Genomic DNA, 14,434 nt, shown 5'->3' on the forward strand with positions numbered 1-14,434 from the left:
CAACTACTTTTGGTTTTATCCAAAAATATTTTATTGCAAAATACATATATACATATGAACCATACATAGTAAACATAAGATAATTACTTAAATCCTTAGGTTTTAAATATCCACCTATATAATAAAAAACAATAATCGATATTAAAATGAGTAAATCAATACATAAAGGTAAAATTGCAAAACCCTCTGTTTTTAATAAACTCACAAAAATTATTGTATAAAAGAGAATAAATAACCCTATTAATACTACAAATACCATTAAAGTTCTCCGTTCTTATTAGAAAAATTTACTCATTTTCATAAACTTTTGCTTTAACTTCTACCCATGCTTTTTCATTCTTATAGTTAGTCTTGAATATATGATAGTAAGGTGAAATAAATGTCAAATTATTTTCTTTGGCAAATGTCTGCATTTCATTTAACAATTCTATTTCATCTTTAACAAAATTATTTGAGGTTATGCGACCCTGAAGTAAATTGTTAATATAGAAATACGTTCTATACTGTAGTTCTTCACATGACTCGAATGGCTTATTGACCGCTATAAAAACTTCAATATTTGAATTCTTATGTAAATCCACTTGAGTAACCGCAAAATGTAAGGGGCTTTTAGCAATTACTCCTTTACGTTCTAATAACTTATTAAAGTTCAAAAATACGCTCTCAAAGTCACTTTCAGTTACATCAAAATATGTTTTGTAGGCAACATGTTTCAACATTATAGTTGAATAACTATGTTTATTCATTTACTTCACCATCATTCACTTCTAACTGAGCATATATTTCAAATGCCGTACCACCAAAATAATCTACCATTACATGATAGTAAGGCTCATCTTTAATCGATATATCATTATCTTTTGCAGCTGTTTCAATTTGTCTATATACTTGTTCAAATTCTTCTTCATCAAAACACTTTTCAGATAATGTTGGACCTACTTCTAAAACATCAATATATTCAATATTTAATTCAGGTATATCTTGTAATTCATTGTTTAACGAAATATAGGCTGTGTATTTAAATTCACCTAAACCAATAGATTTTCTTTGAAATACTATAGGTCCCGTAGGATAAATATCCTTATCCATAAAAAAATCATTTATCGTATCCAAACCTTCTAACCAATCATCATTTTCATTAATTTCATATGTAATTTTCACACAATACGGCATGATTAACATTCCCAGTTCCATTATTGCACTTCCTCTTCCCCATTTTTCATCAGATATAAATACCATGAATAATTGTAATAGCTTCTAGTTAAAAGACCATATACACATAATAAAGCTATAATTCCACCAACTATAAACATATTTTCACCATCTGTAATTGGAACGATAAAAGCAAAGTAAATTAAAGAAATAATAGATAAAATGATAAGAATAATTCCTATTACTTGTATTAGTTTATTAATTGATAAGTCAATAACTTTAAAATAACTAATGCAAAAGAGATGAAATCCTATCCATGATACTAAGAGTATAATTAATAAATATAACCAATAATTAAATACATTAAATTCATTAACAGTTGCCCCTATAAAATAAATTGAAATAAACGCGATTATCAAACTGTAACCACACAACACGTTTACTATCATATAAGTAAGGACGTGTTTTTTACTAAGGTTAATACTCTTATTTCTCTCTTGTAGAATGGATATAATATTAATGATCAACCATAACACTATGAAAATAATTATATATATTGGCAAACGTTGATACGTATTATTTAAAGATAATAATATTCCATAAAATAAAATCGTTAGACCATTTATAGCTATTCCAAAAGGAGTTAAATACGCATTTTTTATATTTCTAACGGCTTGTTTTAACATTTAATTCACCTCTAATTAAAATTCATTTTAAATGCTGAAGTTGTTTTCTTCCATGCATCCTTCGCATTGTCCAAACCACTATTTATACCGTCTTTAGCTACTTGTGTAACAGACTTATGAATAAATGGAAGTTTCGTTTCTAATGCTAAACCTGCTATCGCTCCTACACCGGCTCCTACCAATGTTCCTAATACTGGAACTGGAATAGCAGTACCTATTGCTGCTCCTGCAGCACTGCTCGCCCCAATAGCAGCTAAATCCACGCCAGAACCTACAAAAGTTTTTTGTGGATCATCTTTTTTATAGTTGTCCATAATTGCTGAACCTATTGCAAGTGGTTTTAAAATCTTCCCTCCCATTTTTGTAATTTTACCTATTTTTCCTAGTATATTTTTATTCTTAAATTCGTTCACTCCACCTCTAACATTCTTATTCCAATATTTTTTGAAATTATTTTTAAAACCACTTATAGTGAAAGTCCCTTTGTTTCCAAAAGCTTCTCTAAGACCTTGATTAATAAAAGTATTTTTAAATTCGGTACTAGCTGCTTTTTTCATTTCTTTTGTATCAAAAAATTTCTTTGCATCACCAAATTGGTATTTAAAATTCTTATTTTTTATACTTTCTCTTAAAACTTTAGCATTCATACTATCATAGTTCTGCACTTTTGATAGCCAATTCACTAAGTTTCCTTTTTTAAATGGGTTATTTCTCACAAATTCACTAGCATTTTTAAATGAATTTTTTAACTTAATGTCTGACTTACTTACATTAAATAGAGTCATAACTCTACGTAATTGTCTTTTATTCATACTATTGAATATTTTATTTACGTCTCTGTATTTTAAAAATTTGTCAAAACCTCTTTTGACACTACCATCACCAATAGCTTTAACAACAAAGTACTCCCGTCCTGCTTGGACCATTGCTTCATAGTATTTTTTATTTAAACCAGGTTGACCTTCTATACTATCGCTAATACTTTCCATGTATTTTTGCCATTTTATCAATTCTTCGCTTGTTTTATGTACAAATCTTGCTTTATCTATCTTTCCACTTGTTGAACTTATCCTAGCTCTATTAGGTGATAGCTTTTTAACATATGAATTTAAACCACTTAATTCTTCGATTAAATTGTTCGTTCGATCCCCATCGATTGAATTATTAGTATCAAAATCACGAAGTTTTTCCAATGTCTTGTCTATTTGTTTATTGAATGTAGCCATCTTATTAGCTAAATTAGTGGTGTCAATTTTATTAGCAGTGGTTAAATCTGCTACATCCATAATCGAATTATTGGCGTCGTCACTTGATTTATAGACATCGCCTAAAGTATCGTCAATTTTTTGTTTATAATCTTTTATTTCATCTTCGACCAATATAGCAGATGAATTATTATCTACTTCGCTCTCAAATTTATCTATTGATTTCTTTATATCTGATTTATATTTTTCATTTATTGTTTTTATTTTACTTATGTTTTTTTCATGAAAAGTTTTTGTATAATTTTTAACACTATCGGCAGCTTTCCCTTCAAAACCGTCAGTCCCAATCAAACTTGTCATACTACTATTTAAATTTTCAACTTTAGAATTTAGAGAATCTAGAGAACTATCAATTGATTGTTTCATATTATGAACTTCGTTCATATCTACTTTTAACCCCATAACAACATTCTCCCTTCACTATAATTTATTTTTTAAAGAATTTATTTCATTTTCTAATCTAGTTATTTCTCCCTCTACTCCTGTAATTTCATTCTCTTTTTTAGATATATCAGATTCCAAGTCATCTATAGCTTCTTCATAATCTTTTTTTACTTTTTTCATTTCCTCGTCCATGTTCTCTTTATGTTCGTCGCTCTTTGATCTGGTTTCCCCTTTCCAATCTGAATCTGCAATCTTAGTATTGTTGTACTTAGAATGTGCGGAATTAAAATCATCTTGAGCACTTTTTACACCTTTTAAAGCCTCTTTCAAACGTTTTAAATCTTCCCTTAACCCGCTTAATTCGCTTTGTTTACCACTTTTTTCATTTTCCTTTTGAGAAATTTTCATTCTTATCTCAGCTTTATTACTCATTCATACCCATCCCTTTTTAATTTCACAATAAATTTATGACTCCCGAATTTGTCCAGCAATATTTTGATCATTTTCTACTATTTCGTTGACCGTAGTTTCCATAGCTGAAGTATCTTGACTAACAATACTTTCATAGTTAGATATAGCAGATGTATAGCTTTCAAACATATCTACGTATTCTTCAAAAGTGACTAAATTTGTTTTAGATAGGTTTACTTCGCTATTATTTCCCATTAACCCTTGGCCATTATTTCGTATATTATTGATATCCGATGAAACAGAGTCTTTGTTTAATTTTATCATCAGTTTCACTCCTCGAATAATTTGAACTTTTTATATTCTTGATTAGAAATATAATACATTTCTTTTGATTTCAATTCAGGTTCACCAAATCGATCTTTGACTCTAATGAACTCTTGTTCAGATATTTTATGACCAATAACTGCCTGATTAACAGTTCTAGTCATCATTTTGCTTTCTTTATCGTATGCGCCGACGGTATCTGAATATAGACCGCTTCCGATAACAAAGACATTATATTTAACGCCTTCATTAAATAGATAACGTATTTCATTTTCATTCATACCAGTAATTTGATTAAACCTTTTTACATTATTAATAAATACAATTTTTCTTTCAGATGTAGATCTTTCTCCATTTTTTCGCGCAGCTATTTCCTGAGAAAATCCTTTTCTTATCATAGTTAAATCTGAAGGACTAGAATAATAAGATGATACTCCATTCGCATACTGTGCCATGTTTTCATCTGCATCTGCTAATAGAACAACATGTTCACGAGAGTAAACACTTAAATGATCTAAAATTAAATGATTTAAATACTCTTGTTCATTTGGTTTAATTGCGGTAACAATTGAAGATTTATCTACTTCTAAACTCACTAACTCTACGTCTTCAAAATCTAATCCGAGTGGTAGTTTGTGTTCTTCTAAGATAAGTTGTTCGAGATTGTATCTTCGTTCTACGTCTTCTCTGATTACTTTTTCTGGCATCATTGGAATGTGTGCTGGGTAATCGCCGACGAAGTTTTCGTTCATTTTGGCGATTTCGTCTTTAATGTGACTGTTATACGTTTCGCCTTCGCCTACTCTAAATGGTTGTGCAATTTGGAACTGAGTAAAGTTATCATCATTAATCGCAGCTCGTCCTTTGATGTCTTTAACTCCTTTTTTATAAGAGCCAATAATATTTGTAAGTTCGTTATTTTCGAATAAATATAGTGCAATTCGTGTTTTAATATTTGTGAAAATGGCTGACTTAATCGCATTAGATCTTGAACCAGTTAAAATGATATACACACCAAGTGCTAAACCTTCACGTGTCACTTTCATCATCATTTCTTCATATTCTTCAACGAATGGTGATTCTTTAACCGTGTCATAGTTATCAATGATGATAAATACATTTGGCACCGCATCGTTCGTTTCACGATTGTATTGTTCAATGTTAACTACACGTTGTTGACTTAATAGCTTTTTACGATCAGAGATTAATTGATTAATGCGCTTAATTGACTTGGCGATTTTATCTTCTTGGTCAACTGTAAAGTAATCAGCCACATGTGGAACATCGGATACTGGCATTAAACCATTTGTACCAAAGTCGAATAGATACATATGTGCTTGATCTGGTCGATAATGTCTTGCAATATCGAAAATAGTATTGTGTAAGAAATTGGTACGTCCATAGCCAGGACTTCCAATAAGCGCAATATGCCCTGCTTTTTTAAGTTCTAATTCCAGCGGACCTTGATATTGTTCTTCAGGCACATCTTTTAAGCCTATCGTTAATACAACTTCACTAGGGTTATCTGACCATAATTTTGTGAAATCTGTTTCAATTAAATCTTCTTGATACACCGCTTCTGGTAATGGTGGCAACCAAGGACGTTTTAAGTCATCAATTGCTAGTTGTTGTGTAACATCTTGAATGTGATGAATCACCGCTTCAAGTTCTGTTTGACTCTCTTGTGGTTCTTCATTTTCCAAACCACTAAGGTCTCTATTAATTGCTTCAAACTGACCATAATCATTGATCATATAAATCGTCTTATCTTCAACTTCATAATTATCCCCTGCAACATCATACGTCGCACCACTCCAAGCAGATTGGAACAATTCGTAAATTTCATTATTACCCACTTGTAAATACGCACGACCTGGTAACGTGATGTCAGCAGCGTCAGGTGTTTTTAAGATTTCATTACTGTCTTGACGGTCTTGCACTTTCAACGCCAATTTAAATTTAGAGTTCGACCAGATTTGGTCATCAACGACACCTGATGGTTTTTGCGTAGCTAAAATTAAATGAATTCCTAGTGAACGACCGATACGCGCAGTTGATACAAGCTCTTTCATAAAGTCAGGTTGTTCAGATTTTAATTCGGCGAATTCATCCGAAATAATATATAAATGTGGCATAGGTTCTGTTGCAATACCATCTTTAAATAATTTGTGATATTGATTGATATGATTCACATCATGTTTACCAAATAAACGTTGGCGTTGGCGTAATTCAGCTTTAATAGACGTTAACGCTCTCATTGCTTCATCACCATCTAAGTTGGTAATTGTTCCAACGAGGTGTTTCAAGTCTTTAAATAAGTTCGCCATACCTCCACCTTTATAGTCGATTAATAAGAATGCCACTTCATGTGGATGGAAGTTAACCGCTAATGAAAGAATGTAAGATTGGATAATTTCAGATTTACCAGAACCAGTCGTACCAGCAATCAAACCGTGTGGTCCATGTGCTTTTTCATGTAAGTTAAGATTGAGAATGTCATCTTTACCTCTTACACCTAATGGTACTGCCATTGTTTTAAATGTTTCATTTACTTGCCAACGATGCTTGATATCTAATTCACTTACTTCATTCACGTTATACATTTGTAAGAATGTCACGCTATCTGGAATCGCATTTTTCATATGTTCAATATGATTTAAATTAGCGATGCGACGTGCAATATACTCTTTATCCACCCCATCAATATTTTCAGGCGTGAATTTTAATTGCACGAGCTCTTCATTTTTCATAACAAGTTCGCCTTCAGTGCGGGATTTCACATCAATAATCGTCTCAACATGTTCTGGTAAGCTTTCAATGACATCTTCAACGAAAATAAGCGAAATTCCATAATCTGTTAAGTCTTGGTTCACATATTCTAAAATAACGTGGTCAATAATTAGAGACATATCAGTGATAATAAATACAAGATGCGGCGTGAATATAACTTTTTCATTACTTTGTGTCTTTTCTCGAACTGTTTGGATACGCTCTTTAATCATGCTGTAAATTGACGTTAGAATTTGGTCTCTTGTACGTTGATTGTAAACAAACCCTCTAATATTTTGAGCGCCTAACGTCATATGTGGTAACCATCTTGACCAACTGAATGTGTCCTTCTCATCTTCCCTAATTACCAATAAAAATTCTAATTCATGGTAACTATGGAACGTTGATAATTGAAGAATCATTTTTTCAATTTCTTCTATAATAAGATGACGTGTACCAACATAAGCGATTGGCCCATGTGTTAAATCATTGATTAAAGGTGCTTGTTCAACTTCACCATAGAATTCATACAATCTTTTCGCATCGTCAAAGAGTTCGTCACGACGTTGATTGAATTCCTCTTCATGGTAGTCGATTTTAAATGATTTCTTAATATTTGCGACGCCGAGTTTATAGTGAAGATAATCATGGTGGTGAGATGTTTTTTCATATATTCTAGGTGCCTTCGTTTCAACAATATCTTTAATTTCTGGTAATGTTGGATAATGAAAATTTAAACTAAAGCGTTGATCTTTGATGGCTTTGTTAATTTCTGTTGCTTTCTCTTCTAAATACTTCTTATAATCTTTCTCTCGTTTTTCGACATCTTCTTTATATTTCTTTTTCTCAGTGAAATACGTTGTGATACCGAAAATGATTGTAACGGTACTCATACCAAGCATAAGTAAAATATAGACACCTATAGGTCTTACTAAGAAGATAATTACCGTCAATGCAATCATTACTAAAGGTGGAATAATCGCTCGCCAAATCATGGTGTTATTCTTTTGAACAGGTTGAGGTGGTCTTTCAATTTTAATTGTTTCCGTAGGTTCACGATGAATGATTCTAGGCGAACGGTGATAATCGTTATAATCTGTATCAACAGCTTCCGGTTCATCATTATTGAGTACGATCAATTCAGAATGAATGTCTCCATGCGACAGTATTGAGAGGCCTTCTTCTTGAACTTCAAACCAAATACCGTCTATAAATACATGGTCCCCTATATACGCTTTACTTACTTCTTGCGATTGCTTTTCATAATTAATATATAGCGTATTATTTGTATTATGCACAATTCTGATAAAATGATTGTGATAAATTTGTTGGATATCCTTAACCATCACAATATCATTCAAGCTTTCAACTTGAATGTCATCAAACGCATTTTCACCAATTGTCATGACTTCTTTAGATGAAGGATACGCATATGAAGTAAGATTATTTTTAAAATAAATATTGAATATTACTTCGCCATTGTTCGTTTGATATTTAAGTTCTTTAAATATTGACGTGTGATTTGCTTGCCATACACCTTGTTCATTTTGTTCAAGGTGTATGGGTTCTTCTAATAAATTAAAGGTAATATCTGCTTCTTTATCATTACTAATGGTATACGTTTTACCATTTCTTAAATTAAGCATGCTTATTTGGTCATTATATTGAATAATCAATTTATGCATAGTTAGTCCCCAGTCCTATACTATTTTTTGCGTTCTGCTTCTTGACGTTTTTCTTTGTCTTTTTGAGCTTGTTTCTTTTGTTTTTTCTCGTTTTCTTCTTGTTGTTTTACTTTTTCGTCTTTTTTCTTAGCTTCTTCTTCTTTCTTTTTAGCTTTTTCGTCTTTAACTTCTTTTTCTTTGTCTAAAATATCTTGAAGTTTATCATTATATTTCTTAGTTTGTTCTGAACGTTTGTCATTTGAAAGATTTGAATTATTTTTAATATCACTTAATTTATTAATTAAAGCGAGTTTCATAATATCGTTATCATCTAAATATGTTGCGATATTCAATGCTTCATCTAAATGGCCTTGTCCAAGTTCAACCCAATAAAGTAAATAATCTTTATTAGAATTTGGAGTAATATTATTTAATAAGTTTTCTTTTTTATCTTTTTCTAATCCCTGCTTATTCGTTTGAACATAACTTTTCGCATAAATATATAGCGCTTCTTTATCTAAATTCTTACCATTTAAATCTTTATAGTCATTTAAAACTTGAGTGTAGTCTGATTTAACATAGTCTTTGTAACCTTTTTCAACTTGATCATGATTCTTCATAACTGAAAAATAGAGATACACTAAAAATGCGATAAGTAATAATCCTAAAATACTTGCCCCAATAGCTAACCATTTAAAGATTTGGAATTTTCTTTTTCTAACATATGTGAAATTTTGAGAATAATCTTTTTGTTGCTTATTAAACTGTTGCTTAAGAAAATCTTTCAATTCATCTAATGATTTGATATTAATAATTTGATTTTCAAAAGGCGTTCCCTTATGTAGTTCTAAATTCCCTTCAACGAGTGAATCAAATGAAACCTTACTATTAAACGAAGTAATTACTAGCGCTTTATATCGAGTCAGAAAATCTTCATCCGACATTGGTAACGGCTCCACAATGTTTTTCAATCCTCTTGTCTTTAGAAGTGGTAAGCCATCCTTAGTAAAATACAGCTCATTTGGTGCTAAAACGAAGGTATATCTTGTATTTTTAATATCTTCTAATTTAGCAATATTCAATAAATATCTTAATTTTTCATTTTTAGAGAACTTCGTTATTTTGTGAAAAGATGTAATATCATCTGAGATCTTATAATAGACTTGATAACTATCACGCAACTCGGTCAATTCAGCATCAATAAAGTAAGTAGCTTTCTGTTCGAGTAAGTACATTAAATGATAATGTTCTTTTTTAATAGAAGACTTCGTTATTTCTCTCATATCTTCTCTATCATGCTTTTTAACATCTTGCTTATTATCTAATGTTTCTAATTCACTAAGTTCTTTGGATTTTTTATTCGCCATGATTGAATTCTCCCTATAATAATTTCAAAATGTCTCCATCTGCAACTTGAAAATCTACTAATCTATCATTTTCAACTAATAATTGATTTTTCGTAATTACTTTAACTTGGTTTTTAAAATTATGAATATCGATACCTAAACTATCAATAATTAAAGGAATCAATGTTTTAAGTGGTAAATATATTGGAACTGATAAATCATACGTCCCCATATGATAATTTGAAAAATCTATAGTCACTTTTTTATGTTGGTTCATTGTTTACTTCTTCTCCCTCTTCTAATGGAAAATATGACAAATCCTAACGTCAAAAGAACCCCTATACTTAACAAGATGTAAGGAAAGATGTTTCTCTTTTGTTTGTCTTGTATATAGGGGCTCTTATCACTCTCCACAGCATTATTTGAACTTTTATGGGAAAACAATACGTGCTTTGTTTCATCCAAGCGAGTCGTGTGACTCGCTTGGTTTTGAAACAAATTATTTTTAACTTTTTCATCTTTATTCTTTTGTTGTTGTTTTATTGCGTCATTAATAGATTTACTATCTTTATCAAATAACGTTGTGTCGTATTCTTTTATATCTTTATTCACATTCTCTTTATCTTCTTGGTCAATTTCTATGTTAAGGTCACCTCTATGATTATCAGCTGTTAACAATGTCATTGCTATCATACTTTCAATTATCATTAGATGAGCCTCTCTTTCTTAAAGTGTTTAATGAACATATTTAACACAAATCCTACAATTGCCAATAATGATAAAACAAGTAATGCGAGACCTACTGGATGTTCAGCATTTAAATAGTTATAAATCATTGAGTCTACGTAAGATAATGGTGATAAACGATTTAACGTGCTACCACTTCCTGATGGATTCAAGTAATTCATCGCGATAAAGTAAACTGCTAATATCACAATCATGATAAACATACCGATAGATTTTAATTGTCTTAATAGATAAGTATTAATTAAGACGAACACAATCATAGTCACTAGAATCATGAAAATGAATTTAACCTTATAACCTGGCATCACTTGATAACGATTCATAGCAATTAACCCAATCGCAAGTCCTTCAACCATTCCAGTAAATGTCACTATTGCTGAAGAAATGACTCTGTTCCATATATGATTATTTTTACTAAAATCATCTTTAATAAAGTTAATCTGACCTTTCGCACGTTCATAACTATAGAACACATATGCTGTCATCATTGAGATAAGATACATCAGTAATACGAGTAATGTTGGTGAGAACGTATCTTTATCTCCATTATTAGCCAATACGTTTTCTAAGTTTTGTTTCTGTATTGGATTACTCATAAAGTCTTTAAGTGCTTTATTTTGTCGATCTCCATCTTTAGAATTTTTCAGTACATTTGCAAAATCTTTAGCAAAGAGTTGGTTATCTTTATCATTGTTTGCCATTTGTTTATTTAAATCATTCGCTCTTGTACCAAGCGCTCTACCACTTGCATGTAAATTATTGACATTGTCATCAAGTTTATTTAATTCTCCACTGATTGAATCAGCTGTAGATTTAGAATTCTGACTATCTGAAAGTAACTTCGTACTACGTTCAGATAATTTATTCACTTGATCGTCTAAATGAGTTGATAAAGTTGTAAATTCTTTACCTTTATCTTTTTCGATTTTAGGTGTTTCAGGATCTTCTTCAAGTTGCTTTTCAACATCATTTAAACTATCAATGATTGAATTAAGTTCTTTTTTATTGTTTTCAACGCTTTGTTTATTATCAAATATTTTATCAATCATGTCGTTTGACGAATTGCTTAGAGAATCAATTTCTTTGAGTAATGCAGACTTATCGTCTTTAAAACTTTCCATATCTTTGATAACTTGGTCAACCATCATATTCACAATTGCTTTATTATCAATTTTTGGTTTTTTAGGATCAAGATCACTATCTTTATATAAATCGTATTCTGATTTAAATTGATCTAAAGAACGCAATTGTTGATCTAAATCTCCACTAACTAATTTGCCTTCCAAGTTATGATTGATACTTAAATCTACGACATTCGCTTTCTTATTTTCATCATCTTTATCAGCTTGACCGAAGACAAGTTGTAGATGCATCGTTTTATCTTTAAGGAAGTCTTCTTGATTTTTATGGTCGCCTTTCAACTTAGCTGTACCTTTAACTTCTACATCATATGATTTCTGAGTTGTATCTAATTTAATGTCTTGATCTTTAACATCATATTTTTTGTCATTAATATAGACAGTACCATCGAAGTCGAAGTTAGGATCAGTCGCAATGCTCAATCTGTTGATGTCTTTACTCTTAATTGTTTCTTTTCTTTCGAATTTTACACCTTCATTAGTTAACTTAGATGTATCATCCGCATTAATTTCTCCATGATAATCGTCTTGTTTAATTGGATGATCAGGGTTTGCCTCATTATATTTACTGATAAATTGATTCATGTCATCTAGAATATGTTGATATTCACGTGTTGCTTTCCAACTTAACCCTGCATTTTCTAAATCTTCATTTGTCAGCTTTCTAATATAATAATTATCGAAACCTGTATGATCATTTTCTATTGTATTTTTAAGATGATTCATCATTGTATCTTGTATGTTTTGATTATCTTGTTTAATTTGGTCTAATGCGTCATTGAGATCTTGATTATTTCTAAGTTGTTCTTCTAAAGACTCAGTTAATTTCTGACGATAATCTTCTATCATATCTTTTGTAAATGGTGATTCTTGTTCTTTTACATCATCTTTAACTTTTTCTAAATTCTCTTTAAATGTTTGATTATATTCTTCTTTAGAACGGTCTTGTTCTTCCGATTGTTGATCAATTTTCTTATTCATTTGTTTTAATTCTGAGATGTAGTCGCCAACGTTAATGTTATCCTTTTGAGTTTTATAATCATCTAACGTTTGTTCTAATGCTGATATATTTTTATCGAAAAATGATCCTTGATCCTGAACAATTGAAGAAGCGTTATAATCATTATCGATGTTAAATATATTTGAGTTAGCACTTAGCAGTGAATGATTATAATTTTGAATCCATGACGTGATGTCTTTATTTGCCACGAGTGAATTTACTAATGTATCCGTAAATAATTCTGGAAAATCATTGAGCGGATTTAATAGATAGTTGGCAAAATTTTGGTCCACATTACGTTCACGCTTCATAATGTCTCCCACATTCTCTTGAGCGTTATGTAAATTATCAATGATACTTGTTAGATAAATATTGATTAAATTCTTATTAAAATCGTTAAGAACATCGCTTACTACTTTTTCAGTTTTCTTAGCAACATCCTCTTTTTGTCCTACAGCTGTTTTATATTGAATAGACATTTTTGATGGTGTTTTTTCATCTAATTGCATTGCTAATTTAGAAAAGTTCTTAGGAATAACAATCATTACCTGATATTTACCATCTTTAAGTCCATTTTCCGCGATATTTCTTGATACCGTTTCAAAATTGTAATTACTATGCTCAGATAACCTCTTAATAAAAGGTTCACCTAATTCAATTTTTTTACCGTTATATTTAGTTGGTTGGTCTTCATTTATAATTGCAATATGTATATTTTTATAATCTTTAGTTTCATTTTTAGTATGATTTTCAGCTTGATTTCCATATTTCGTATGTACAAAAGTAATTAGTCCTACTATGGCTAACACTATAATTAATATTATGATGAGTGAATATATCCAATTTTTCTTTTTCATTTTTATATTTCCCTTTCAAAACATTCTCCCCATGATGAAAAGTAAAGCCACATTGAAATGTGGCTCTACTATACACAAAATTATTATTGTAATCCGAAGTTATTAGACAACTGTTGGTCTTGTTCTTGAACTGCGTCTGCAGTGCTGTTTAATTGTTGTTTAATTTCTTCTAATAATTGAGCAAATTTTTCAACTTTTGGACTAAGTTGTTGGAATTGCTCTTCGAAACGATTGAATGCTTGACCTTCCCAGTTTGAAGCGATTTCTCCTTGTGCACGAGTTAAATCAGATAAAATTTGACGAATTTGTTCAGATCCATTCCCGTAAGATTGTGACTTAGCTCTGATTTCATCCGGACTCATCTTAATAAGTGCCATATTGTAGAACCTCCTGAAAATTTTGAGTTAGATCTTGCATGTAGACATACTAAAAAAGTTTTAGTGTGCCTTACGTAAATAATATAAAAATTATAAGTATATGTACATAGTTTTCTTCAAATTTATCAATAATTATTTATTTTTACTTCGAAAAATGTAGAAATTTAAAATTCCTTATTCATTTAAGTATTTTTTATGTGTATAATAAAAGTAAAATTTCAAATAAAGGATTTGCGATTAATGAGCAAAAAATTATTATTATCAACTATTTCTACACTTACTATATTAAATATACTTAATATAGATAATATAG

13 protein-coding genes are annotated in these 14,434 nt (G+C 30.4%); all 13 read right to left on the reverse strand.

Translation table 11 applies throughout. From position 1 onward, the window contains the following. Nucleotides 1–259: DUF5080 family protein (locus CD155_RS11720; protein WP_142382859.1), on the reverse strand; the 259-nt coding region annotated here is incomplete at its 3' end. A gap of 28 nt (nt 260–287) precedes the next feature. Further along, nucleotides 288–746 carry a DUF5085 family protein gene (locus tag CD155_RS11725; RefSeq protein WP_002441712.1) on the reverse strand — a complete coding sequence of 153 codons (459 nt, stop codon included), beginning with the start codon at nt 744–746 and terminating at the stop codon, nt 288–290. Continuing rightward, the gene (locus tag CD155_RS11730) at nt 739–1,194 is read right to left on the reverse strand and encodes a DUF5085 family protein (protein ID WP_103213410.1); all 456 of its coding nucleotides are present in this window, start codon (nt 1,192–1,194) and stop codon (nt 739–741) included. The genes CD155_RS11725 and CD155_RS11730 overlap by 8 nt, the downstream gene beginning before the upstream one ends. After that, on the reverse strand, nt 1,194–1,838 hold the full coding sequence (locus CD155_RS11735; protein ID WP_002441708.1) for a DUF5079 family protein: 645 nt from the start codon (nt 1,836–1,838) through the stop codon (nt 1,194–1,196). The genes CD155_RS11730 and CD155_RS11735 overlap by 1 nt, the downstream gene beginning before the upstream one ends. 11 nt (nt 1,839–1,849) lie before the next feature. Then, nucleotides 1,850–3,505 carry a T7SS effector LXG polymorphic toxin gene (locus CD155_RS11740; RefSeq protein ID WP_103213411.1) on the reverse strand — a complete coding sequence of 552 codons (1,656 nt, stop codon included), beginning with the start codon at nt 3,503–3,505 and terminating at the stop codon, nt 1,850–1,852. Between the two features lie 18 nt (nt 3,506–3,523). Continuing rightward, nucleotides 3,524–3,919 carry a YwqH-like family protein gene (locus CD155_RS11745; protein ID WP_002441703.1) on the reverse strand — a complete coding sequence of 132 codons (396 nt, stop codon included), beginning with the start codon at nt 3,917–3,919 and terminating at the stop codon, nt 3,524–3,526. A 33-nt stretch (nt 3,920–3,952) separates the two neighbouring features. Beyond that, nucleotides 3,953–4,222 carry a TIGR04197 family type VII secretion effector gene (locus CD155_RS11750; protein ID WP_037541224.1) on the reverse strand — a complete coding sequence of 90 codons (270 nt, stop codon included), beginning with the start codon at nt 4,220–4,222 and terminating at the stop codon, nt 3,953–3,955. 5 nt (nt 4,223–4,227) lie between these two features. After that, nucleotides 4,228–8,676, reverse strand: a complete 4,449-nt coding sequence (essC, locus tag CD155_RS11755) for a type VII secretion protein EssC (RefSeq protein ID WP_103213412.1) — start codon at nt 8,674–8,676, stop codon at nt 4,228–4,230. A gap of 20 nt (nt 8,677–8,696) precedes the next feature. Next, the gene (gene essB / locus CD155_RS11760) at nt 8,697–10,022 is read right to left on the reverse strand and encodes a type VII secretion protein EssB (RefSeq protein WP_070832218.1); all 1,326 of its coding nucleotides are present in this window, start codon (nt 10,020–10,022) and stop codon (nt 8,697–8,699) included. 13 nt (nt 10,023–10,035) lie between these two features. Then, nucleotides 10,036–10,278 carry an EsaB/YukD family protein gene (locus CD155_RS11765; protein WP_002441695.1) on the reverse strand — a complete coding sequence of 81 codons (243 nt, stop codon included), beginning with the start codon at nt 10,276–10,278 and terminating at the stop codon, nt 10,036–10,038. Then, the gene (gene essA, locus CD155_RS11770; RefSeq protein ID WP_002441693.1) at nt 10,275–10,709 is read right to left on the reverse strand and encodes a type VII secretion protein EssA; all 435 of its coding nucleotides are present in this window, start codon (nt 10,707–10,709) and stop codon (nt 10,275–10,277) included. Before essA ends, CD155_RS11765 begins: the two co-directional genes overlap by 4 nt. After that, nucleotides 10,709–13,744 carry a type VII secretion protein EsaA gene (gene esaA, locus CD155_RS11775; RefSeq protein ID WP_103213413.1) on the reverse strand — a complete coding sequence of 1,012 codons (3,036 nt, stop codon included), beginning with the start codon at nt 13,742–13,744 and terminating at the stop codon, nt 10,709–10,711. The genes essA and esaA overlap by 1 nt, the downstream gene beginning before the upstream one ends. An 83-nt stretch (nt 13,745–13,827) precedes the next feature. Further along, nucleotides 13,828–14,121, reverse strand: coding sequence for a WXG100 family type VII secretion target (locus CD155_RS11780; protein ID WP_002441688.1), 294 nt, complete (start codon nt 14,119–14,121; stop codon nt 13,828–13,830). Nucleotides 14,122–14,434 lie beyond the last annotated feature (313 nt).

Source organism: Staphylococcus caprae, from assembly GCF_002902725.1.
Classification (GTDB): Bacteria; Bacillota; Bacilli; order Staphylococcales; family Staphylococcaceae; genus Staphylococcus; species Staphylococcus caprae.

Bases quoted from the DNA above. Each gene is read 5' to 3' on its own strand.
- CD155_RS11725 (WP_002441712.1), bottom strand. From the start codon at position 746: ATGAATAAACATAGTTATTCAACTATAATGTTGAAACATGTTGCCTAC.
- CD155_RS11730 (WP_103213410.1), bottom strand. From the start codon at position 1,194: ATGGAACTGGGAATGTTAATCATGCCGTATTGTGTGAAAATTACATAT.
- CD155_RS11735 (WP_002441708.1), bottom strand. From the start codon at position 1,838: ATGTTAAAACAAGCCGTTAGAAATATAAAAAATGCGTATTTAACTCCT.
- CD155_RS11740 (WP_103213411.1), bottom strand. From the start codon at position 3,505: ATGGGGTTAAAAGTAGATATGAACGAAGTTCATAATATGAAACAATCA.
- CD155_RS11745 (WP_002441703.1), bottom strand. From the start codon at position 3,919: ATGAGTAATAAAGCTGAGATAAGAATGAAAATTTCTCAAAAGGAAAAT.
- CD155_RS11750 (WP_037541224.1), bottom strand. From the start codon at position 4,222: ATGATAAAATTAAACAAAGACTCTGTTTCATCGGATATCAATAATATA.
- essC (WP_103213412.1), bottom strand. From the start codon at position 8,676: ATGCATAAATTGATTATTCAATATAATGACCAAATAAGCATGCTTAAT.
- essB (WP_070832218.1), bottom strand. From the start codon at position 10,022: ATGGCGAATAAAAAATCCAAAGAACTTAGTGAATTAGAAACATTAGAT.
- CD155_RS11765 (WP_002441695.1), bottom strand. From the start codon at position 10,278: ATGAACCAACATAAAAAAGTGACTATAGATTTTTCAAATTATCATATG.
- essA (WP_002441693.1), bottom strand. From the start codon at position 10,709: ATGATAATTGAAAGTATGATAGCAATGACATTGTTAACAGCTGATAAT.
- esaA (WP_103213413.1), bottom strand. From the start codon at position 13,744: ATGAAAAAGAAAAATTGGATATATTCACTCATCATAATATTAATTATA.
- CD155_RS11780 (WP_002441688.1), bottom strand. From the start codon at position 14,121: ATGGCACTTATTAAGATGAGTCCGGATGAAATCAGAGCTAAGTCACAA.